Genomic DNA, 22274 nt, shown 5'->3' on the forward strand with positions numbered 1-22274 from the left:
CGCATGCGCAAGCCGGGTGTGTCCATCGTGGGCTGGTGGTGGTTGGGTCTGCTCCTGCTCGGGCTCGCGAGCCCCACCTTCGCGGCCTCTCCTCCCACGGGTGATACCGAGCTGCGCGGGCTCCTCCGCAAGTTCGGGAAGCTGGAGGAGCCCCCGGAGCTCGAAGCGGAGTGGCGCTTCAAGCGCCTGGGCCTGGAGGATCCCTACCGGGTCATCGTGCAGGCCGCGCTCGAGCGCCCCGAGCCCGCCCACGCCATCGCGAAGCTGCGGGAGCGGTACGCGTTGAACGCGGCCGCGGCACGAGCGCTGCTCATCGGCCAGCTCGTGGCCTTCCCTCCGGGCGAGCCCTTCGCGACACTCACTTCCGAGCAGGTCCGGCGCGCGCTGGACTCCTACGTAGAGGCCGCGCGCGAGGCGCCTGGCAGTCTGGCCGTGCTCACGGCGATCCTCACCCTCTCCCAGAGCTACCAGTTGCCGGCAGCGGAGTACGAGGCGCGCTTCCTCGAGACCCTGAACGCCGCACCCGCGCCCATCGAATCAGCCCTCCAGCTCTCCCGGATGGGCGGGGGCTCGGGCGGCTGGAACGTCTCGCTCGCCGCCCTCGCCGTCAGCCGTCAACCGGAGACGCTGCCGCGCGCGCTCGAGGCGCTCGGACTGGACGAGAGCGGTGGGGCGGCCACCCTCTTCTACTTCGCCGCCTTCCAGGCCCTGCGCGCCCGTCAGGACGGGGACTTCCCCACCGCGCTCGCCGAGCGGCTCCTCCGCAACCTCCTGCAGCAGCAGCAGCCGTCGCTCGCGGTGGAGCTGGCCCGGCAACTCCCGCCCACGGCGCGGGAGGGGCTTCTCGCGGGGAGATGGACCCTCCAGAGCTCCCGCAGCGTCTACAGCACAGGACTGGGAGAGCACGAGGAGGTGGTGCCCCTGGAAGACCTCCGCCCTGGCCTCGCCGCGGCCCTGCTCCTCGGTGGTGCCAGCCAGGCGGCGGCGGAGTGGTTCGCCCAGGCCCCGGTCCCCTCGAGTCCCCAGGAGCGGCGCCATGAATGCGGTCCCGAGGTCCATCACGCCCTCCTCGCCTTCCTCCTGAAGCCGGAGCCCAGGGGCGACCCGTTCACGGTCCTCGTCGCGGATGCGCGCTGCAGCCGGGTGCTCATGTACCCGTGGAACGTCCTGCTCGCCCAGGCCCTCCAGTCCCGCTACCCGGAGAAGGTGCGCTCGCACCTGAGCTACGCGGTGGAGGACGAGCGGCGCGAAGCCGGCTCCGTGCCGCTGCGGGCCCACCTCGCCTTCCTCGACAGCGCACGGGCCACCTTCGAGGCCGCCGGCAAGGTGCGGCTCGCGCGGCTCGAGTCCACCCTCGCGGCCCTCCCGAAGCAGGCCGGGGACAGCACGCCCGCCGCGGAGCCCGACCCGGTCGCCGCCCGCATCCGCGAGCTGCTCGCCGCGCCGCCCGCCTCGCCCTTCACCGAGCACCCACTGACCGAGGCCCCCAAGCCCAAGGCGGCGCCGCGCTGGCGTCCCATCCAGAGCGGAGTCCAGCCGCCTCGCGGCTTCCACCCCGTGCGCGCCGAGCGCTCCGGCGAGCGCGTCTTGCTGCTCGCCCTCTCGCATCGGCTCGACCCGGCGGGCGAAGTCTCCGGCGGTGGCTACTGGCTCCTCGAGTCCCAGGACGGGGGCAAGAGCTGGGGCTCGCTGCTCTACACGGGCCTGCGGCAATACAGGCCCTACGAGCTGGCGAAGAAGTCCTCGCTCCCCATGCTCGACGGCGACACGCTCCGGCTCGAGGCCTCCGTGCGCGAGCTGGAGGAGAAGAGCATCACCTTCCCGCCCATCCGCCTCCAGATGAAGCGGGAGAAGAAGAACCTCTTCCTCCAGGCCCGCCTCTCCGAGCTCCAGAAGGACTCCGACGCGGATGGGCTGCCGGACCTCGTCGAGGAGCGCTTCCTCACCGATCCGAAGGCCGCGGACACCGATGGCGATGGTCTCTCCGACGGGGAGGATCCCCTCCCGCACGTGCCCGCCGTCCAACGCGGCGCGGAGAGCCCCCAGGCCCGGCTCCTGACGGCCTTCCTCGCCACGCTGAAGGGCGGGGAGGACGTGCCCCAGGGCCTGGAGGTGGGCCTGCCCGACGAGGATGGGCCGCGGAATCCCCTGCGGCTGCCGAAGGGCACCACGCCGGAATCCCGCTATGACGCCACCTTCCTCGAGATGGACCGTGGCGGCCTGCGCGGCGTCCAGCTGTCCTCGCGCACCCTGGTGCTCACGTCCGGGGAGCTCACGAAGGCCCAGGAGCGCTTCGGCCGCTTCTTTGGCCTGAGCGTGGAGCTCCTCTTCAACGCGGCGGGAGACCAGGCCCTCATCACGTGGGATGAGCACTGGCGCGGAGGGGGATACCTGGCGCGGATGCAGGACGGACAGTGGGTGTTCGAGCCGTTCGCGCAGTGGATTACCTGAGCGGCGAGTGCGGCTCCGGTCCACCTGTCACGAAAGTGTCACGATGCGGGGAGTGGGGGGCTCTACAGTCCGCGCATGCCGCACATCCTGATCGTCGATGACGAGCCGGACCTGGCGGGGCTGCTGGCGTACAACCTCGGGCGGGCGGGCTTCACCACCACCCAGGCGCATACGGGCGCGGAGGCCCTGGAGCGGGTGCGCGAGGCCCTGCCGGACCTCGTCCTGCTGGACCTGATGCTGCCCGACATGGACGGGGCCGAGCTGTACCGGCAGCTGCGGGCCCACCCGGCCACGAGCGCTCTGCGCGTCCTGGTGCTCTCCGCCCGTCCGGATGCCCACGCCCGGGTCCAGGGAGTGGAGGTCATTCTCAAACCCTTCAAGGTGCAGGAGGTGGTGGCGCGGGTCACCGCGCTGCTCGCGACTCCTTGAGACCCCCACGCATCTTTCATGCTGGTACTTATCCACAGGTGTTGTAGTCACGCCCTCGCAACGGAATGGGTGACAGGACGCATCGAGTCCGGCCCAGGAGAAGCGCGATGCTCGAGAAGCTGATGCCCAAGTCGGACGAGTTCTTCGACGACTTCGATGCGCAGTGTGCCGTCACGGTGGAGGGCGCCCGCATGCTGCACGCCCTGCTGAGCGACTTCCAGGACGTGGCCACCAAGGTGCAGGCCCTCAAGGCCATAGAGCACAAGGGCGATGAGGTGACGCACACCGCCTTCAACCGGCTGCACAAGCAGTTCATCACCCCGTTCGACCGGGCGCAGATCCACACCCTGCTGTCGCGCATCGACGACGTGTTGGACCTGGCCAACGCCGCGGCGTCGCGCATCCACTACTACGAGATCCAGTCGAGCCTGCCGGACGCCACCGAGCTGGCGCGGCTGCTGGTGCTCAGCGCCGAGAAGGTCCAGGAGGTGGTGGCGGCGCTGCGGCTCATCAAGAAGCCCGAGCAGATCCTCGCCGGGTGCAAGGAGATCAAGCGCCTGGAGACCCAGGCGGACGAGGCGCTGCGCGCGGGGCTGGGCCGGCTCTTCAAGAGCGGCGTGGACACGCTGACGATCATCAAGTGGAAGGAGATCTACGACCTCATCGAGACAGCCACCGACAAGTGCCAGGGTGTGGCGAACGTCATCGAAGGCGTGGTCCTGGAGCACTCGTAAAATGCTGCTCGCCGCTGTCATCCTCATCGTCGCGGTCGCGCTCGTCTTCGACTTCATCAACGGCTTCCACGACGCGGCCAACTCCATCGCCACCGTGGTGTCCACGCGGGTGCTGTCGCCGAACCTGGCAGTCGCGTGGGCCGCCTTCTTCAACTTCATCGCCGCGTTCGGCGGTGGGGTGCAGGTGGCCAACACCATGGGCAAGGGCATCATCGACTTCGAGATGCTTCGGGCCGCGGGCTCGCAAGCGGTGCTGCTGGTCATCTTCTCCGCGCTGATGGGCGCCATCGCGTGGAACCTGCTGACGTGGTGGTGGGGCCTGCCCTCCTCGTCCTCGCACGCGCTGGCGGGAGGAATGATTGGCGCCACGCTGCCGGTGCTCGGCATGGCCGGACTGATGGGCACGGGCATCGCGAAGATCGCCGCCTTCATCGTGCTCTCGCCGCTCATCGGCATGGTGCTCGGCACGGCGCTGATGGTGGTGAGCACCTGGACGGTGCACAAGCAGACGCCCCTGAAGGTGGACACGTGGTTCCGGCGCCTGCAGCTCGTGTCCTCGGGCATCTTCTCCTACAGCCACGGCACCAATGACGCGCAGAAGGTGATGGGCATCATCGCGGTGGTGCTCTTCGGCACCATCTGGAAGGACCGGCCCTTCCACATCGACTGGTGGATGATCATCTCGTGCCACGCGGCCATCTCGCTGGGCACCTTCTTCGGAGGCTGGCGCATCGTGAAGACGATGGGCCACAGCCTCACCAAGCTGGCGCCTATTGGAGGCTTCGCCGCGGAGACGGGCGGAGGCGTCACCATCATCGCGCTGGCGAAGCTGGGCATCCCAGTGTCCACCACGCACACCATCACCGGCGCCATCACGGGCGTGGGCTCCACGAAGGGCTGGCGCGCGGTGAAGTGGGGCACGGCGGGCCGCATCATCTGGGCCTGGGTGTTCACCATCCCCGCCTCGGCGCTCATGGCAGTGCTCGTCTACGGACTGTCCCGGCTCGTGGTCATGGCCGTGGGGTGAGAGTGGTGTAGAACCGGGCGCCCCTCTCCCGCGCCGGGAGCAGGGCCGGGAGAGGAAACCGACGATGAACCGACTCGCGCTCGTGCTGGGACTCGTGCTGCTCGCCGGCTGTGCCACCGTGAAGAGCAGCCGCGTCCGCCCCGACTACGAGGCCGTGGACAAGACCCAGGTGAAGCGGCTGGCCGTGGTCACCCAGCCGCTCCCCGACGGCAAGCAGGACGTCGGCGAGCTGTGGAGCCTCATCGCCCGCCGCTACGTCAACCAGAACCGCGACTTCATCGCCAAGGCCAACATCGCCCTCGCCGGCAACCCCGAGGACACCTCCCACAAGGGCCTGTGCGTCGAGGGCATCGAGGGCATCCTCTGGCTCTCCCCCGAGGTGAAGCGCGCCGGCAACGGCGTGGAGGCCGCGGTGAAGGCCCAGCTACTGCGCTGCCGCGATGGCCAGGAGGTCTGGGCCGCCGACGCCGCCGGCAGCTGGCCCTCCGAGGATGAGCGCTACACGGAGCTCACCGCCCAGTACACCAGCGAGCTCGGCTCCGGCGTGGCGCCCTACGTCGGCCCCACCTTCCGCCTCCTCAGCGCCACCCTCGACACCCTCCCCCGCCCCCAGCTCAATGACGCGGACGTCGAGGAGAAGATCGAGCTCGGGGAGTAACCACCCATGCTGGTGGACCAGAGCACCGCTCTCATCCGGCTCGGCATCTCCTTCGGGCTCGGCTTCGCGCTCGGCTTCGAGCGCGAGGTGCGCGGGCAGAGCGCGGGGTTGCGCACGCACATCCTCGTCTGCATGGGCTCGTGCGTCTTCACCCTCACCAGCCTCTTCGCCGAGCAGCCCCTCGGTCCCGACACGCACCAGGAGGTCCGCGCCGACATCACCCGCATCGCCAGTCAGGTCGTCGTCGGCATCGGCTTCCTCGGCGGCGGCGCCATCCTCCGCCACGGCGCCAACGTCCGCGGCCTCACCACCGCCGCCAACCTCTGGCTCACCGCCTCCGTGGGCCTCGCCGTCGGGTTCGGCGTCCCCGTGCTCGCCACCGCCACCGTGGCGCTCGCCCTCTTCACCCTCGTGGGCCTGCGCTTCCTCGAGCGCGCCATCCGCCGCTTCCGCAAGAAGTACGGGCTCGTCGCAGATCGCGAGCTGTCCTCCCGCGAGCCTGTCGGGAGTGACGAGGACAGGGTGAAGCTCGAGTAGGGAGACCCTCACCCCAGCCCTCTCCCAGAGGGAGAGGGGTGGGTGGGTCCTTACTGCTGCTCGCCCAGGCGCCGGTCCATCTCCGTGCGGATGAAGCGCTCGATCTCCTCGGCCGTCGTCAGTTCCATCGCCGTCTCGAGCAACTGCTGCGCATCCGCCCGGCTCGCCTCGCGGATGATGCCCTTCACCGTGGGAATCTGCCCCGCCGTCATCGACAGCTCGTCGAAGCCCAGCGCCAGCAGCACCAGCGCGTAGATGGGGTCGCCCGCCATCTCCCCGCACATGGCCACCGGGATGCCCGCCCCCTTCGCCGCCGTCACGATGTTCTTCAGCGAGCGCAGCACCGACAGGTGCAGGGGCTTGTACAGGTAGGCCACGTCCCGGTTCTGCCGGTCGATCGCCAGCGAGTACTGGATGAGGTCGTTCGTCCCCACCGAGAAGAAGTCCGCCTCCTGCGCCAGCCGGTCGGCGATCAACGCCGCGCTCGGCGTCTCCACCATGATGCCCACCTGGAAGCGCTTGCCGAGCGGCACGCCCGCACGCCCCAGCTCCGTGCGGCAGGCCTCCAGCTCGCTCCGGGCCTCGCGCAGCTCGCTCATCCCGCAGATGAGGGGGAACATCATCCGCATGTTCCCGTGCACGCTCGCCCGCAGCAGGGCCCTGAGCTGCACCCGGAACAGCTCCCGGTTCGCCAGGCAGTAGCGGATGGCCCGCAGCCCCATGGCCGGGTTGGGCTCCTTCTCGTGCTTGCCCTTCCCCGGCACCTTGTCCCCGCCCAGGTCCAGCGTGCGGATGGTGACGGGCCGGCCGCCCATCGCCTCCAGCACCTGCCGGTAGGCGCGGTACTGCTCCTCCTCCGTCGGCGGGCTCTTGCGGTCCAGGAACATGAACTCGGTGCGGTACAGGCCGATGCCCTCCGCCCCGTGCTCCAGCAGGGACTGGATCTCCTCCGGGAACTCGATGTTCCCCACCAGCCGCATGCGGTAGCCGTCCGTGCTCTGCGCCGGCAGATCCTTGGCCTCCAGGGCCCGGGCCTCGATCTCCTGGTGGCGTCGCATCGTCTCGTGGAAGAGCGCCAGCTGGTCCTCCGTCGGGTTGACCAGGACGAGGCCGCGCGTGCCATCCATGGCCACCAGGTCCCCCGGCGAAATCTGCTCACTGGCCCGTCCCGCGCCCACCACCGCCGGCGTGGAGCGGGCGCGCGCGACGATGGCCGTGTGGCTTGTCTGTCCGCCCAGGTCCGTGACGAAGCCCGCCACCCGCCCGCTGCGCGCCATCATCGCCGTGTCCGCCGGCGACAAATCATGCGCCACCACCACCGCGTGGTCCGGCAGCGACACCTCCTCGTCCACTACCTGCCCCATCAGGTTGCGCACCACCCGGTCCGCCACGTACTCCACGTCCGAGCGCCGCTCGCGGAAGTACTCGTCCGGGATGTTGTCGAAGAGGTGCTTGAGCTTGCGCGCCACCCGCCGCACCGCCCACTCCGCGTTGATGCGGTCCTCGACGATGAGCCGGTTCACCTCGTCCACGAACATCGGATCGTGGAGCATCAACCGGTGCGCCTCGATGATGAGGCCGTGCTCGGGCCCCTCGGAGCGGGTGATCTGCTCCTTGAGCTCGGAGAGCTGGCGGTCGGACAGCTCCAGGGCCGTCTTCATCCGCATACGCTCGGGATCGACCTCGGCCTCGGCCAGCCGCAGCTTGGGGGTGCGCACCCGCTTGCGGTCCAGGATGTAGGCGTGGCCCACCGCCACGCCTGGAGAGGCGCCGATGCCCTTGAGACTCAACGTGGGGGTGGCCTGGCTGCTCACGGTCCCTTCTTCGTCTGCGGCGGCTCGCCGCGTAACTGGCTTCACTTCGACTCGCCGAACCTGTTGGCGATGAGCTTCTGGATGTCCTGGAGACACGCCTCGGCGTCGTCTCCCTTGCACGTCACCGTCACTTCCATGCCCTGGGCCGCCGCCAGCATCAGCACGCCCATGATGGACTTGGCATTGGCCTTCTGGCCCTCGCACAGGAGCGTCACCTCGCTCTTGTAGCGGTTGGCCACCTGGACCAGCTGCGCCGCCGCCCGGGCATGCAGCCCCAGCGCGTTGATGATCTCGAATGTCCCTTCGGCCACGCTCGACATTGCCAGTCCCTGTTCTCCACTCTTTCTACAAGAAGGCCCCCGCCACACAGGCCAGTCCCGCGGCGAGATAGAGCACCACGTAGTTAGGAACCCGACGGGCGACCAGGAGGTAGGACACCACCCCCAGGGCCAGGCAGCCCGCAGACAACAGGGGCGCGAACCGGCCCCCCGCGCTCTTCCCGAAGGAGACGGCCAGCCAGGCCGCCAGCCCGCCCGCACATGCCGCCGCCACCGCCCGCAGCTTCGCTCCCCGGGTGGGAAGGTTGGCCCGGGCCACCGCTTCCACCAGCCTGTCCCCCAACGCCAGTCCCAGCAAGTACAACCGGGCCCGGAGCGTCAGGTGGACGAGGTTGTAGAGGAAGAGGAACACCACCGCCGCCCACGCCTCCAACAGCGGCACCAGCGCCGCGCACACCGCCCCGGTGGCCGGTTTGAGCGACAGCCAGAAGAAGCCATCCCCCAGCGCCGCCAGGGGGCCCATGAGGGCCGCCTTGAAGGCCACCACCCGGTCCGGCGGCTCCTCGCCCCGGGCAATGCGCTGCTCGTGGTAGAGCACCCCGCCCACGATGGCCGCCGCCACGTACGGGTGGGTGTTGAAGAAGACGAGGTGCCGGCGCACCGCCGCCTCGAGTGCCTGCTTGTCGGGGTAGAGCCGCTCCAGCGCGGGGTAGATGGCGTAGGCCAGCCCCAGGTTCTGCATGCCCTGCGGATTCCAGGAGGCCTGCAGGAAGAGCGAGCGCAGGAAGACGCGCAGCAGCACTCCGCGGGTGAGGGGCGGGCTGGCGGCGCTCACGGGCCCCCCCGGAGCAAGAAGAGGAGCACGGCCAGGGTGACGAGGCCGGCCCCCAGGCCCGCGAACAGGGGGGCGCGCCGGGCATGGCTGCCCCGCGCGGCGATGCAGGCCGACACCGAGGCCATGGCCGGGGAGGCCCACGCCAGCCCCCGCAACACCGGCAGGGGCAGCCGCGCCAGCTGGGGCCCGAGGAAGAAGCCCACCAGCGCGCACGCGGCCGTAATCAGCCCGAAGAGGACGAAGTGCGGCCACATGCCCCAGAGGTTCTGCTGCATGGCGCGGGTGAGCTGGCCGGCCTCGGCCGAGGCCATGGCCTTGCGCGCCAGCCGCGACGAGTAGCGCTCCAGCACCCGGTCCACCTGCAGGCCCAGCCGCGCCAGCCCGATGAAGAGGAGGATGGCGATGGACCAGAGGGCCGGGGTGGAGCCCGCGCCGGTGGCCGCCGCCATGGTGGCCGCCGCCGCCGAGGTGCCGGTGGCCGACAGCGTGTCGTTGTCCGGCAGCGAGGCGCCCAGGTTGGCCGTGCCCAGGTGGAAGAGCTCCAGCAACATGCCGATGAAGAGCCCCGAGGGCACGTCGTTGAGCAGCAGCCCCATGGCGGTGGCCGCCACCAGCGGGCGGGAGAACATGGCCTGCAGGAAGGCCTTTCGCTCCACCGCGACGAGGCCGCCCCAGACGCCAGCGAGCGCCACCTGGGTCCAGCCCACGCTCACGGACTCACCCACCCTTCCCCCAGCGCTCCTGCAGCTCCGCCAGCTCCACCGGCTTCTCCGCCGGCACCGCCCGCGCCTCCACGCGCACCCCGTCCTCCGCCAGCCGCTGCAGCGCCTGCAGCTCCGACTCGGCCAGGAAGACGGACGGCGACACCTGCCGCCGGCCCGTCCCGAAGTGCACGTTGCCCAGGTTGAGCTGGTCCACCTTCAGCCCGTGCGCCTTGGCGAAGGGCGCCGCCGCCACGTCCCTCAGCAGCACCAGCGTCTTGACGGGATCCTTGGAGATGCCCGCGAAGTCCACCTGCGCCAGCGGGAAGATTTGGACCTCGATGGCGCTCTGCACCGCCAGGGCCATGGCGGCGCGCACCAGCGGGCTGCCGGCCGCCTCGTCGTCAGCGACGACGACGCGAGAGACCTTCAAATGCGGGAGCCAGGCCTCGACGACCTGTCCATGAATGAGGCGGTTGTCGACGCGGACCAGGGTGATCACAGCAGTCTCGAATCGCCCACCCTCGGGGGGCCGTCAAGTTCGCGGCGCGGGCGGCTGCGTCTGACGCTGCTGGGCCTCGCGCAACAGGGCTGAAGCACAGGTGATGTTGCGCTGTCCGTAGATGGCCAGCTGGCTGGCCATCTCCGCCAGCGGCAGGTCCTCGGAGCGCAGGGAGTTGGCCTTGAGGAGCATGGGGAGGTTCACGCCCGCGAGCACCTCCAGCTTGCCCGACTGACAGCGCTCCGAGCACATCATCAGCGACTCCTTGCAGGGAGTGCCGCCGAAGAGGTCGGCCATGACGATGACGCCATCGCCCTGGTCCAACTCGGTCACCGCCTGCCGCATCTTCGCCCGGAGCTCCTCGACCGAGGTTCCAGGCTCGATGTTGCAGGTCGCCACCGCAGGCAGCTTGCCCACGATCTGCTCAGCGGTCGCCACCAGCTCGTCCGCCAGACGTCCGTGCGATGCCACTACGAGGCCGACCATGATCACCTCTCACCCAGCCCCCCCGGGGCTTGCCTGACTACGCCTGAATGGTGCGATGCGCAACCCCCACCGAAAGTTTCCGTTGGCACCCAAGCCACCACCCCACTCCCACCCACCTTGCCTTCCCGGAGGAAGGTAAGTCAGGTTTCGGCCCTCCGCCCGCAATTTCACCGCGCTTCGGACGAGGCGCTGTCGGCTGCCAGACGAGGAGGCAGGGACAGATGGGAGGAGCGCCGAGCTGCTTCCGCATCTTGCCACTCATTTGGATGGTGCGCGCGGGAGGAGGGTGTGAGGGCGCAGGGGCACAAGCCGCACCCGGCCCTCTCCTGGCGGGAGAGGGAGGAGTCAACCGGCGGGGAAGCACCCGCTCCGCTTGAGGGCAAAGGTGTGCCCACCGGGAGAAGAGGCAGTGGCCCGGCGCCGCGCGCCCTACTCCTTCTCGACGTCGCGGTGCCACAGCTGCACGCGCTGGTTGTCCCCGACGAGGCGCTTGCGCAGCTCCTCGGCGATGGCCACCGAGCGGTGCTTGCCGCCGGTGCACCCCAGCGCCACCGTCAGGTACGCCTTGCCCTCCTTCTGGTAGCGCGGGAAGAGGAAGCGGCAGAGGTCCACCACCTTCTCCACGAACTGCTGCGTCTCCTCGCGGTCCAGCACGTACGCGGACACCCGCGGGTCCTTGCCCGTGAGCCCCTTGAGTTCCGGGACGAAGTACGGGTTGGGCAGGAAGCGCACGTCGAACACCAGGTCCGCCTGCGGCGGCACCCCGTGCCGGAAGCCGAAGGACATGACGGACAGCGACGGGCCGCTCGCCGGCTCCGGGTTGAAGCGCCCCTGCACCATGCGCTTCAGGTCGTGCACGTTGAGCACCGAGGAGTCGATGACCTGGTCGGCCAGCTCCCGCAGATCCTTGAGCGCCTCGCGCTCGGCTTGAATCCCCTCTGACACACTGCCGGTGGGCGCCAGCGGGTGGCGGCGGCGCGTCTCGCTGAAGCGGCGGATGAGGCTCTCGTCGCTCGCGTCCAGGAAGAGCACCTCCACGTGGTGCCCCGCCCGGCGCACCTCGTCGAGCACCCGCGGCGCCTCGTGCAGGAAGATGCCCTCACGCGCGTCCACCACCAGCGCCAGGTGCTCGAACTGCCCGCCACCGGCCAGCTCCGTCAGCTTGGGCAGCAGCAGCACCGGCAGGTTGTCGATGCAGAAGAAGCCGACATCCTCCAGCGCGCGGATGGCGGTGGACTTGCCCGAGCCGGACATGCCCGAGATGATGACGACGTGCTTGGCGGGGGCCGTTTTCACTCGACTTCCTCACCCATGGAGCGGCGCATCGCCCCTTCGGCGATGGCGCGGTTGAGCCGCTCGGCGAACTCCCTCGCCGAGTGGTGACCCTGCTGCTTGAGCAACTGGTTGCGCGCGGCCACCTCGATGATGGTGGTCATGTTACGGCCGGGGCGCACCGGCACCACCGACAGCGGGATGTCCACGCCCACGATGTTCATGAACCGGTCCTCCACGCCCAGCCGGTCATACTCCTGTTGCGGGTCCCACTCGTGCAGCTCAATCACGAGCTCGATCTTCTTGCGCTCGCGCACCGAGGCCACGCCGAACAGGTCCTTGATGTTGATGATGCCCAGGCCGCGGATCTCCATGTGGTGGCGGATGACGGGGTTGCCCGCGCCATACACCACGCCGGGCCGGCGCCGCGTCACGTCCACGATGTCGTCGGCCACCAGCCGGTGGCCGCGCATCACCAGGTCCAGGGCGATCTCGCTCTTGCCGATGCCGCTCTTGCCCAGCAGCAGGATGCCCACGCCGAACACGTCCATCAGCACGCCGTGCAGGCTGCTGGCCTCGGTGAGGGCCTCCTCCAGGAAGGCCTGCACCTGCTGGATGAACTGGCTGGAGAGCAGCGGGGTGCGCATCAGCGCCAGCCCGGCCTTCTCGCACGCCTCCCGCAGGGCGGGGGGCGGGTCGATGTCCTTGGTCACCACCACGCAGGCCAGCTCCTCCTGGAAGAGCGAGTCCAGCACCTCGCGCTGCCGCTCCTCGGGGAGCGTGCGCAGGTAGGAGACCTCGGTGTTGCCGAACACCTGGACCCGGTGGGGGTGGAGGTGCTCGGTGAAGCCCGTGAGCGCCAGCCCTGGCTTCTGGATGCGCGAGGAGTTGATGCGGTGTTGCACCCCCCGCTCGCCCGCTACCAGGGTAAGCCGGAGGTCGTACTCGCGATCCTCGAGGAGCTGTGAGACCCGGATTGAGTTCATCGGCACGGGTGGAATATCACCCGCCGGACTTTTTGCGTGGTGAACCCTTCATGTCCGCCTCCCCCCCCACCGCCGAAGCTCCCGCCGAGCGGCTCCTCGCCCGGGCCGTCCTCGTCCTGCTCCTGGGAGTGGGAGCCATACTCCGAGTGTGGCTGGCGCTCACGGATGACGGCCTGTCCTGGCCGGATGAGATCTACCAGAGCCTGGAGCCGGCCCACCGGCTCGTCTTCGGCTACGGAATGCAGGCCTGGGAGTTCCTCGAGGGGGCGCGCACCTGGGCGCTGCCGGGGCTGGTGGCCGCCCTGTTCAAGCTGTCCACCCTGCTGGGGCTGGAGGAGCCGCGGGGCTACCTGGGCCTGACGCGGGGCGTCTTCGGGCTGCTGGGGGCCGCCACCGCCTGGGGGAGCTGGAGGATGGCCCGGGCGTATGGCGCCTCGCCCCTGGCGGCCAGCGCGGGGGCCTCGCTCTTCGCGCTCGCGGCGGTGCCCCTCTACTTCGCGCCCCGGGCCATGAGCGAGAACGCCTCGGCGCTGCCGGTGGTGCTGGGGCTGGGGCTGGCGCTCGCGCCGGGGGCCTCGCGCCGCGCGGGGGTGGCCGGGGCCTCGCTGCTGGGGCTCGCCGTGCTGCTGCGCCTGCAGAATGGCGTCTTCTGCGTGGGCCTGCTCGCGGTGCTGGCGGCACGGCGCGACTGGCGGGCCGCGCGAGACGCGCTGGCCGTGCTCGCCGGGTGGGCCTTCCTCTTCGGACTGCTGGACCGGCTCACCTGGGGGCGCTGGTTCCACTCGGCCCTGGTGTACGTGGACTTCAACGTGGTGAAGAACGGGGCCGCCAGCTTCGGCACCGAGCCCTTCAGCTACTACAACCGCGTCCTCTTCCGGGCCATGGGGGGCGTCACCCTGGTGACGGCGGTGCTGACGCTGTTCGCGGCGCGGCGGGCCCCGGGCCTGCTCGGAGTGGCCGGCGCCTTCTACCTCCTCCACGCCCTGCAGCCGCACAAGGAGCTGCGCTTCCTGGTGCCCGCGCTGCCCCTGTTCGCCGCGCTCGCCGGCGTGGGGTTGGACACGGTGCTGCGCCACCTGCCGCCCTCTCCCGTCCGGCTCGCCCTGCCGCTGGCGGTGGTGGCGGTGGCGGGCTTCTCCGGCCTGCGTGTAGGGGGGCTCACCTTCCGGGACCTCGGGCAGTACCCGGGGCCGAAGTCCCTCCAGAACGCCTGGGACGACTTCGGCCCGGCCAACCGCCTGCTCATCACCGCCGGCAAGCTTCCGGACGTGTGCGGCCTGAAGGTGGAGGGCATCCACCTGGCCTGGACGGGCGGCTACAGCTACTTCCACCGCGACGTGCCCCTCTACGCGCACCACGGCCCCGGGCGCGACTCCCGCCTCTACAGCCACGTGCTCACCCTCTCGGGTGGCGTGGCCAACGGTGAGGTGGTGGCCTCCGAGGGCCCCTTCGTCCTGGTGCGTCTGCCGTACGGCCGCTGCACGCCGGACCCGGCCTGGTCCTCGCGCCTTCCGTGAGCCAACGTTTTCCCACGCGGGCCATTTTCCCCCAGGCACCGCGCTGCTAAGCCGGGCCGCCCATGTCCCATTGCATCTTCTGCAAGATTCGCGACGGTCATGTCCCGGCCAGGCTCGTCCACCGGGATGACCACTGCCTGGCCATCGAGGACATCAACCCCCAGGCCCCCACGCACCTGCTCGTCATCCCGCTCGAGCACATCCCCACGGTGAACGACCTCACCGAGAACCACCGCGAGCTGGTGGGCCACCTGCACCTCACCGCCGCGAAGCTGGCGCGCCAGCGCGGCCTCGCCGACAGCGGCTACCGGCTCGTCTTCAACACCCAGCGCGACGCCGGACAGACGGTGTTCCACATCCACCTGCACCTGCTCGGTGGACGCCCCATGGAGTGGCCTCCGGGGTAGGTAGCGCGAGCCTCACAGGTCCGGCTCGCACAACCAGGGGTATTTCTCGGCAATGCGGTGACATTTGTAGTGGGGTCCGCAGGCACCAGGGACGGCCGGGTCACAGGTCTTCCTGCAGTAGCTCACCTGGCAGACGAAGCCCTCGGGGCAGGCGGACGTGTCCTCCCCACAATGGATGAGACACGTCCCCCACGCTTCGCGCGGGCGGTCGAAGGATCTCTGGACAGAGCACTTCTGCTCGCCAGCGCAGGGCGTCCGCTGGCAGTTCTGCCCATGTACCTGCGCACATACCGACACGCCCTCTCCAAATTGAACACAGTCCTGGCCCTCGGGACACGCACGGCCCTCACACGTGGGCAGACAGGAAGGACCATTGAGTCCTTCGCGGCAGAAGAATCCCTCCGGACAACTCCCGGGCTCCGCCATCCGGCACGGCCGTCCGCACCGGTAGCCCTGGCACAGGAGGCCGCGTTCGCACGCCGCTTCACGTGAAGACGACATGTCCGAGCAGGGTTCTCCCTCCTTGCGCCCCCCCACGAGCGTGCACTGGCGGATCTGAGGCCCCTCTCTCGATGTCTTCACCGTGCGGCACACCATGTCTTCCGAGCAGTGCTGGTCCGTCATGCACCGGCTGTCGGTGCAGTATCTCCACATCGACCGTGCATTGAAGAAGCACGCCAGCGGTGGTTCGCAGTCCTCGCGGCCCGCGCAGGGGCGCTCGTAGGTCATCAGACTCTGGCGCTCTCCGGGCGAGAGCATCGGGACGACCTTCGCTTCTGGCGCCGGACGCAATCCTCCCAGCATGGCCGTATGGATGGCCCAGGCCAGCGGCAGGAGCAGGAGGAGACCCAGCACAACAGCAAGGGGGATGCGCCAACGCATCAAGGGTCAATCCTAGAACTGACACGCATGGGGGCAATCCAAATCCTTCCACTGCTCAGAAGGAACGTCACATCTCTCTCTCCACTCCTCCTTGCTCAAGGGGCAGTCGTGCCGGTGCAGTTCCTCCGCGAGGTCCTTGGCCATCGCCCGGTCGATGGTGCCCCCTTCCCTCCAGGTCTCCGGGCACCCCGTCGCCATCGCCATCCACACAGTGAATGCGAACACCCGTCGCCAGCGCATGTGTCCTGCCCGTCAAGGAGGTCTCCGTCCCACGCGCCGGCAGCATAGCCCTTCGCTCCACCCCTACCGTGGAATCTCCGTCGCGGAGACGGCGGGCTCCTTCCCGAGCTTGCGCTGCTCCCTCCGCAGGAAACGCTCGAGCCCCACGCGCGTCACCACCCCCACCTGCCCGTCTCCCTGCACCGGCAGCGCATCCACCAACTGGATGTCCATCGCCGCGAGCGCCTCGCCCAGCGGCGTGTCCTCGGACACCGCGGGCGCCAGGTCCGCCAGCGCCGCCACCGTGGACTCCTCCCCCACCTGCCGCCAGCGCTCGCCCAGCGTGCTCGCCGTCACCACGCCCACCAGTTGCCCTTCCGCGCCCCGCACCGGCAACGCCGCCACCGGAGCGGTGAGCAGCCGCTCGCGCAACGCCGAGGCCGGCAGCTCCGGCCCCACCGGCTCCATCCACACCACCAGCCCCCGCACCGGCGTGCGCCGCAGCGTGTGCGGGTCCACTCCCGCCTTCCGCTCCACCAGCGTGTGGCACAGCGCCGAGGCCAGCGTGCACGTCACCATCAGCGGCAGGATGATCGCGTAGTTGCCGCTCAGCTCGTACACCATCATCAGCCCCGTGAGCGGCCCCCGCGTCAGCGCCGCCACCGCCCCGCCCATGCCCACCATCGCGTAGGCCCCGCTCGGCGCCGTAATCCCCGGCATCGCCGCGTGCAGCACCTCTCCGAAGGCCCCTCCCGCCAGCGCTCCCATCACCGTCATGGGGAAGAACGTCCCTCCCGACCCTCCCGAGCCCAGCGTGAGCGCCGTGGCCACCAGCTTCAGCACGAAGCCCGAGGCCAGCAGCGCCAGCGGCAGCGCCCGCACCGCCGCCTCGTTGATGGACTCGTGCCCCGTGCCCCACACCGCCGGGTGCACCAGCGCCAGGCACCCCACCAGCAGCCCGCCCAGTGCCGCCCTCAGCGGCAGCGGCTGCCGTCCCAGGAGGGCGCTCAGCCGCCCCGGCTTCTTCCCGTGGAAGAACTCCTCCACCCCGTGCAGCAGCCGGATGAAGACGTACGCCAGCAGCCCCGTCACCAGCCCCAGCGCCGCGTAGAAGACGATCTCCCAGCCACTCACCATGCTGTAGGCCACGCGCCGGATCATCGCGGCCTCGCCCATGACGCCCCGGCCCACCATGGTGGCGGTGACGCTCGCGAGGATGATGGGAGAGAAGACGCGCAGCTGGAACTCGCGCAGGATGATCTCCATCGCGAAGATGGCGCCCGCGATGGGGGCGTTGAAGGAGGCGGCGATGCCCGCGCCCGCGCCGCTCGCCAGGAGGATGGCCAGCTCGCGCCGCGTGAAGCCCAGCGTGCGCCCCACCGCCGAGCCGAACGCCGCGCCTCCGAAGACGATGGGCCCCTCGCGCCCCGCCGAGCCGCCCGTGCCGATGGTGATGGCGCTCGCCACCAGCTTCAGCACTCCGTCCCGCCCAGAGAGCCAGCCCTCGCGCTCCACCGCCTTGACCACCTCGGGCACGCCGTGGCCGTGCGTCTCGGGCCGGTTGCGCAGCACGTGCCCCACCACCAGCCCGCCCACCATGGGCAGCAGCGGCAGCAGCCAGGGCGGCACGTGGAGGAAGCTCCGCGCCCCGCCCCCCAGATGGCCCACCACCGAGTTCACCGCCGCCAGCGCCACCAGCGGGTAGTAGAGCGACAGCGCCCCCAGCACCAACAGCCCCAGCACCTTCAATCGCCGCCGCACCTCGTCCCGAGGGCCCCCGGGCAGGATGAGGCGCGCGAGCACCAGCGCCCCCATCCCCAGGGGGACGCCCACGATGAGGTACTCGAAGTGCCAGCTCGCGCCGGAGAAGGCCCGGGCCAGCTCATCCCCCGTGCCGGACTCCGGCAGCAGCGCGTTCAACACCCGGGGGAAGCCCAGGGCCACTCCGCTGACGAGCGCGATGAGGTTGGCGAAGAGGCCCGCGGCCAGCCCGCTGTAGAGCCCCACCACCGCGCCCGCCACCGGCAGCACCGAGGGCCCTGGCAACCGGAGGCGGTTGGTGGCCGCCAACAGCTTCAGCACCTGGCGCTCCAGCCTGCCGCGCACCGTCCTGCCCGACTGGGAAGAAGAGTCCATCTCCGCGACGCCCGCCTTTGAGTCAAAGCCCCGAGCGTCGCATGCCCACCCGCCCCGGACACCTGCTCCGCGCGGGGCCTTCCTCCAGCCGACACTGTCCAGGGCTGGGAGGATCCACCGGCCGGCCAGGCGGGCGCTCCCGTGCGCTGTGGTCGCTCCCCGCTCCATCCCTACCTTCAAGGGACGGCAGGACCCGCATTTCCGTCAGGAGAGAGACGATGAAGCGCTGGTTGGGATGGACGATGGTTCTGGGGTTGGGTGGGGCGCTCGCCACGGGTTGCGTCTCGCGTCAGGAAGAGAATGCCCAGCAGGTGAGCAAGCCCTACGAGCCCATCAACCAGAAGTACAAGAGCCCCGCCGCGTCGGAGGCCGAGCACGACTCGGGAGGAACCGGCGGTGGCGGCGACCAGGGAGTCGCCATGCCCGAGCCCTGGAAGAAGCGCCCGGACAGCTCCGCCGCGGAGACCGACGGCCCCTACAAGCTCAGCACGCCGCAGCCGCTGCCCCGTGAGCGCAGGCCCGCCCCCCTGGGCGTGGGCGGAGGCCCGGATAACGCCCGGAGGCTGGCCCAGGAGCAGCTGCATCCGCGGTAGCGGCCCCTAACGCCCCTCGGCCGTCCACCGCGCGCGAGGGGCGAACAGGCGCGCTCCCGAGGGCGCGCTCGCCATCTCCATGGGCACGCCATAGAGGGCCTCGAGCCGCTCGCGATGGAGCACCTCCGGCGTGGGCCCCTGGGCCAGCACGCGCCCATCGCGCAGCAGCAGCACGTGTGTGGCGAAGGCCGCCGCGAGGTTGACGTCGTGGAGCACCGCCACCGCGCCCAGGCCCCCGTCCACCCGCGCGCGCACCCGCTCCAGCGCGCCCACCTGGTGGGCCACGTCCAGGAAGGCCGTGGGCTCGTCCAGCAGCAACAGCTTCGGTTGCTGCACCAGCCCGCGTGCCAGCAGCAGCATCCGGCGCTCGCCTCCCGACATGGCCTCGCAGGAGCGCTCCGCCAGGTACGCCACCCCGAGCTCCTCCAACACCTCGCGCGCCACCGCCTCGTCGCTCGCCGAGGTGAGGCCCCACAGGCCCAGGTGCGGACTGCGCCCCATCAACACCAGCTCCAGCCCGCTGAAGCCCTCCGCGGGCTCGAAGCTCTGCGGCACCCACGCCACGTTGCGCGCGAGCGCCCGCGCCTCCCACTCCCCCCGCTCGCGCTCCAGCAGGCGGATGCGGCCGCGCGTCCACGGCATGGCCCCGAGCACACTCTTCAGCAGCGTGCTCTTGCCGGTGCCGTTGGGGCCGAGCACCGCCCACAGCTCTCCAGCCCGCACCCCACAGTCCACGCCGTGCAGCACGGGGGCCGGCCCATAACCGGCGCTCAGTCCCTGGAGCTCGAGGAGATTCAGGAGCCCTTCTTCCTCTTCTGGATGTCCCGCTGCAGCGCCCGCACCTTGCCGAGCAGCTCGGCGCTCTCGGCGTCCCCCATGCCCACCACCTCGGCCTCGAGGTTCTCGTAGCGGCTGCACAGGAAGTCGAGGTTCTCGCACCCGTAGGTCCGGGTGAGTGCCTTGTAGGCCCCGCGCGTGCGCGCCCACTCCTTCTGCAGCAGCGACTGGTTGCGCGAGGACGTGCGCTTGCGCTGCACCTGACGCTTGACCGGAGCGGACGCCGTGGCGCTGGACGGAGCCGCGAGCGGGGCGAGCAGGGCCTGCTGATCCGGGGACATTTCGCCTTCGGGAGTCCCCGTGTCCCCGGCCGGAGCCGCGGCCAGCGCGGCCTCGGGAGCCGTGGGAGCAGCGGCCGGAGCCGCCTCGGGAGCCGCGGCGAGCGCCTCCGCTGGAGCAGCGGCCGTCTCCGTAGCGGCGGGGGCGGGCGCGGGCTCCGCCGTGCCGGGACTCTGCGTGTCCGCGGAAGCCGTCTGCGTGGACCCGGCCGCGACGGAAGACTCCCCGGCCGCGGGAGCCAGAGCGGGCGGCGTCTGGGCCGCCTTCTTCCCCTGGAAGAGAGGACGCGCGGGCGGAGGCTCCACCGGCTCCTCGGGTTCGTGAGGCATGAGAAAGGCAGCGGCGCCCACGCCACCGCCCACCAGCAGCAGTGCGAGCGCCACGGCGAGCCACTTCCACGGGAGCGGCCGTTTCGGGACGGCCGTGCGGCGGGTGATCTCCTGCTGAACCCGCGGCGCCTCGTCACGCCGGTGGTTCGCGGCCTCGCGCTCCTCGTTGCTCCGGGCGCTGAGGGCCGCCGCCCTCGGAGTGGAGGCCGTCGGGCGCGGGGACACCACGGGAGTGCCCGTCGACGTCACGCGGCGGCGGGGCCGCCTCGTCTTGCCGCCCTGGGACACCTCCTCATCCACGTCGCGGGACATCGCCTCGTCGAGCACCACGCGCGGCTGGGTGTCCTGGCGATACACATCCTGCAGGACCACGCGCGGCTGGGTGTCGTCATGACGCGGCAACTGGATGCGCGGGTTCGTGTCCGCCAGGCCCACGTCCACGTCTTCCTCGAGGGAGCCCTGGACCATCGGGGGCAACAGCCCCTCGTCGTCCTCGGAGCCCGCGCCCGGCTCGGCGGCCTCCCACCCGGGCTGGGACTCCCACGTCCCCTGCTCGGACCCGCTCGTTTCGTAGGGCAGCGGAGGCGCCGGGCGGGACTCCCCCGACTGCTCGATGGCGCTCAGGTCCTCGTCCGAGCGGAGCGGCTCCGACCAGACCGGCGTGTCCTCGATGCGCACCGGCCCGGGCTCTTCCGGCGGGAGCGCATGCTCCAACAGGGTCACCGCGGGCGGGGAGCCCTGCTCGGAGGACACCTGCAACTCGCGCGTCGGGGCCGACGACGACCCGAATGCCGGCCCGGCCGGTGTGAGCGGAGCACGTGGCGCGGCGGGAGCCATCGCACCGGACGGCATGGACGCCCGGAGCATGGGGACGGAGCCCGGCTCCGGGGGCAGCATCGGCGAAGCAGCGGGAGCCCGCGCGGCAGCGGGAGCGGGACCCCTGGGCGCGACGGGGGCCGTGAGCCCCGAGATGTCCACCGTGGGCGAGCCTCCCGGTGGCGACAGCCGCTCCTTCCGGGACTCCTCGATGGCCTCCACGGCGACGGCGGGCCGGGTGGGCTCATCCATCGCCGAGGCGGGCACGGCCGGCCGCGTCTCGCCGTCATCGCGCACGGGGCCCCCCTCGCGCGTGCGCGGCGTGGGCTTGAAGGAGAGCGCCTCGAAGGAGCCCTCCGGCCGGCCCGACTTCGACGACGGCTCCTGCGAGAGCCTCGGCGCGGCGCCCTCCAGCGAGCCGGGCCCCCCGGACTCCGGCTCGGGCAGACGTCCCACCTCCCGGAGGCTCGCGAGCAGCCGCCGCTCGCCCTGGTACTCCGGGCCGAACAGCTCGCTCATGTACCGGCTGACGCTCTCCGGGCCCGAGGCGGGGTCCAACTCCAGCAGGCACGCATTCAGTCTGCCGCGCAGCTCCTCCGCCGTCTGGAAGCGCTGGGCCGGGTCCACCGCCAGCGCCTTCATCACCAGCTGCGCCACCGCGGGCGGCGTGGCTGGAACCAGCTCTCCCAGAGGCTGCACGTGGGGCTGGGCCACCGCGGACATCAGCTCGCCCGGGGACACCGAGTCGAAGGGATTCCTCCCGGAGATGAGCTCGTACAGGCACAGGCCCACCGCGTACAGATCGCTGCGGCGGTCCACCGGCTGGTGCCGGGCCTGCTCCGGCGACATGTAGAGGAACTTGCCGAGGATGATGCTCGGGTTCGTCTTCGCCGCGCTCAGCCGGCTCTTGGCCAGGCCGAAGTCGATGACCTTCACCTCCCCCTCGTAGGAGATGAGGATGTTCTGCGGCGAGATGTCCCGGTGCACGAGGTGGAGCTCGCCCTCGTCATCACCCTTCTTGCGGTGCGCGTAGGCGAGCGCGTCCAGCACCCGGCCCATCACGAACAGCACGAAGGTGAGCGGCAGCGGCTTCTGCCTGTCTCGCGCCCGCGCCGCCACCTTGCGCAGGTCCTTGCCGTCCACGTACTCGAGGGCCATGTACGCATCGCCCTCGTGCAGCCCCATGTCCAGCACCTGCGCGATGGAGCCGTGCGACAGCTTCACCAGCGTGCGCGCCTCTCCCACGAAGCGCTCGACGAACTCCGGGTCCGCCGCCAGCTGCGGCAATATCTTCTTGATGACGCACAGCTTCTCGAAGCCTTGTGCGCCCTCCAGCCGTGCGAGGAAGATCTCTCCCATGCCGCCGGTGGCCAGCTGGGACAGCAGCGTGTAGCGGCCGAACGGCACGGGCCGGAACGGACGCAGTCGAGCGTTCGAGGACGACGGGTTCATGCCGGACGCTGGGCGTTCATGCTCGCAAGGGGGGCACCCATGCTCGCATTGTTCCGGGTCCGAGCGCGAGCCTCCGCCCTCCCTTTTCCACTACATC

General features: G+C 70.6%; 21 protein-coding genes. 10 read left to right on the forward strand and 11 right to left on the reverse strand.

All coding sequences use genetic code 11. The features are described from left to right. Positions 1–3: 3 nt before the first annotated feature. The 6 genes from NR798_RS41315 to NR798_RS41340 all read left to right on the forward strand — a co-directional run bounded on the left by NR798_RS41315 (position 4) and on the right by NR798_RS41340 (position 5836). Positions 4–2451: a hypothetical protein gene (locus NR798_RS41315; protein WP_375768090.1), complete on the forward strand. Its 2448-nt coding sequence runs from the start codon at positions 4–6 to the stop codon at positions 2449–2451. 75 nt (positions 2452–2526) lie between these two features. Continuing rightward, on the forward strand, positions 2527–2880 hold the full coding sequence (locus NR798_RS41320; RefSeq protein WP_375768091.1) for a response regulator transcription factor: 354 nt from the start codon (positions 2527–2529) through the stop codon (positions 2878–2880). 107 nt (positions 2881–2987) lie between these two features. Next, a complete protein-coding gene (locus tag NR798_RS41325) occupies positions 2988–3614 on the forward strand; it encodes a DUF47 domain-containing protein (RefSeq protein WP_375768092.1) in 627 nt (208 codons plus the stop codon). A gap of 1 nt (position 3615) precedes the next feature. Continuing rightward, on the forward strand, positions 3616–4641 hold the full coding sequence (locus NR798_RS41330; protein WP_375768093.1) for an anion permease: 1026 nt from the start codon (positions 3616–3618) through the stop codon (positions 4639–4641). 64 nt (positions 4642–4705) lie between these two features. After that, positions 4706–5299, forward strand: coding sequence for an MXAN_6521/LA_1396 family lipoprotein (locus NR798_RS41335; RefSeq protein ID WP_375768094.1), 594 nt, complete (start codon positions 4706–4708; stop codon positions 5297–5299). A 6-nt stretch (positions 5300–5305) separates the two neighbouring features. After that, positions 5306–5836 (forward strand): MgtC/SapB family protein, encoded by a 531-nt coding sequence (locus NR798_RS41340; RefSeq protein ID WP_375768095.1) that lies wholly within the window; start codon positions 5306–5308, stop codon positions 5834–5836. Positions 5837–5886: 50 nt separating this feature from the next. Here the strand turns inward: NR798_RS41340 and ptsP are convergent, their stop codons facing one another. The 8 genes from ptsP to hprK form a co-directional block, all read right to left on the reverse strand. Next, entirely contained in the window at positions 5887–7650 is a 1764-nt protein-coding gene (gene ptsP, locus NR798_RS41345; RefSeq protein ID WP_375768096.1) for a phosphoenolpyruvate--protein phosphotransferase, read from the reverse strand. Positions 7651–7691: 41 nt separating this feature from the next. Continuing rightward, positions 7692–7970, reverse strand: a complete 279-nt coding sequence (locus NR798_RS41350) for an HPr family phosphocarrier protein (protein WP_375768097.1) — start codon at positions 7968–7970, stop codon at positions 7692–7694. Positions 7971–7995: 25 nt separating this feature from the next. Beyond that, positions 7996–8763, reverse strand: coding sequence for a PTS system mannose/fructose/sorbose family transporter subunit IID (locus NR798_RS41355; RefSeq protein ID WP_375768098.1), 768 nt, complete (start codon positions 8761–8763; stop codon positions 7996–7998). Continuing rightward, positions 8760–9476 (reverse strand): PTS sugar transporter subunit IIC, encoded by a 717-nt coding sequence (locus NR798_RS41360; protein ID WP_375773907.1) that lies wholly within the window; start codon positions 9474–9476, stop codon positions 8760–8762. Before NR798_RS41360 ends, NR798_RS41355 begins: the two co-directional genes overlap by 4 nt. Before the next feature lie 4 nt (positions 9477–9480). Continuing rightward, complete coding sequence (locus NR798_RS41365) at positions 9481–9966, reverse strand: PTS system mannose/fructose/N-acetylgalactosamine-transporter subunit IIB (protein ID WP_375768099.1); 486 nt, start codon at positions 9964–9966, stop codon at positions 9481–9483. 33 nt (positions 9967–9999) lie between these two features. Beyond that, positions 10000–10452 (reverse strand): PTS sugar transporter subunit IIA, encoded by a 453-nt coding sequence (locus NR798_RS41370; protein ID WP_375768100.1) that lies wholly within the window; start codon positions 10450–10452, stop codon positions 10000–10002. Positions 10453–10881: 429 nt separating this feature from the next. Then, positions 10882–11748, reverse strand: a complete 867-nt coding sequence (gene rapZ, locus NR798_RS41375) for an RNase adapter RapZ (protein WP_375768101.1) — start codon at positions 11746–11748, stop codon at positions 10882–10884. Next, positions 11745–12710, reverse strand: coding sequence for an HPr(Ser) kinase/phosphatase (hprK, locus tag NR798_RS41380; RefSeq protein WP_375768102.1), 966 nt, complete (start codon positions 12708–12710; stop codon positions 11745–11747). The genes rapZ and hprK overlap by 4 nt, the downstream gene beginning before the upstream one ends. A gap of 50 nt (positions 12711–12760) precedes the next feature. On the opposite strand from hprK, the gene NR798_RS41385 reads away from it, so the two are divergent. From NR798_RS41385 to NR798_RS41395, 3 genes are all read left to right on the forward strand, one after another. Further along, the gene (locus tag NR798_RS41385; RefSeq protein WP_375768103.1) at positions 12761–14227 is read left to right on the forward strand and encodes a hypothetical protein; all 1467 of its coding nucleotides are present in this window, start codon (positions 12761–12763) and stop codon (positions 14225–14227) included. Between the two features lie 62 nt (positions 14228–14289). Beyond that, positions 14290–14634: a histidine triad nucleotide-binding protein gene (locus tag NR798_RS41390; RefSeq protein WP_375768104.1), complete on the forward strand. Its 345-nt coding sequence runs from the start codon at positions 14290–14292 to the stop codon at positions 14632–14634. 583 nt (positions 14635–15217) lie between these two features. After that, on the forward strand, positions 15218–15358 hold the full coding sequence (locus NR798_RS41395; protein ID WP_375768105.1) for a hypothetical protein: 141 nt from the start codon (positions 15218–15220) through the stop codon (positions 15356–15358). Positions 15359–15819: 461 nt separating this feature from the next. Here the strand turns inward: NR798_RS41395 and NR798_RS41400 are convergent, their stop codons facing one another. Next, positions 15820–17871 carry a chloride channel protein gene (locus NR798_RS41400; protein ID WP_375768106.1) on the reverse strand — a complete coding sequence of 684 codons (2052 nt, stop codon included), beginning with the start codon at positions 17869–17871 and terminating at the stop codon, positions 15820–15822. 218 nt (positions 17872–18089) lie between these two features. Between NR798_RS41400 and NR798_RS41405 the strand changes: the two genes are divergently transcribed. Next, positions 18090–18464 carry a hypothetical protein gene (locus NR798_RS41405; RefSeq protein ID WP_375768107.1) on the forward strand — a complete coding sequence of 125 codons (375 nt, stop codon included), beginning with the start codon at positions 18090–18092 and terminating at the stop codon, positions 18462–18464. Between the two features lie 6 nt (positions 18465–18470). On the opposite strand, the gene NR798_RS41410 is transcribed toward NR798_RS41405, so the two are convergent. Continuing rightward, positions 18471–19211 carry an ABC transporter ATP-binding protein gene (locus NR798_RS41410; RefSeq protein ID WP_375768108.1) on the reverse strand — a complete coding sequence of 247 codons (741 nt, stop codon included), beginning with the start codon at positions 19209–19211 and terminating at the stop codon, positions 18471–18473. A 47-nt stretch (positions 19212–19258) separates the two neighbouring features. Beyond that, the gene (locus tag NR798_RS41415; protein ID WP_375768109.1) at positions 19259–22177 is read right to left on the reverse strand and encodes a serine/threonine-protein kinase; all 2919 of its coding nucleotides are present in this window, start codon (positions 22175–22177) and stop codon (positions 19259–19261) included. Positions 22178–22274 lie beyond the last annotated feature (97 nt).

The organism is Archangium gephyra, from assembly GCF_042230915.1.
In the GTDB taxonomy this organism is placed as follows: Bacteria; Myxococcota; Myxococcia; order Myxococcales; family Myxococcaceae; genus Archangium; species Archangium gephyra_B.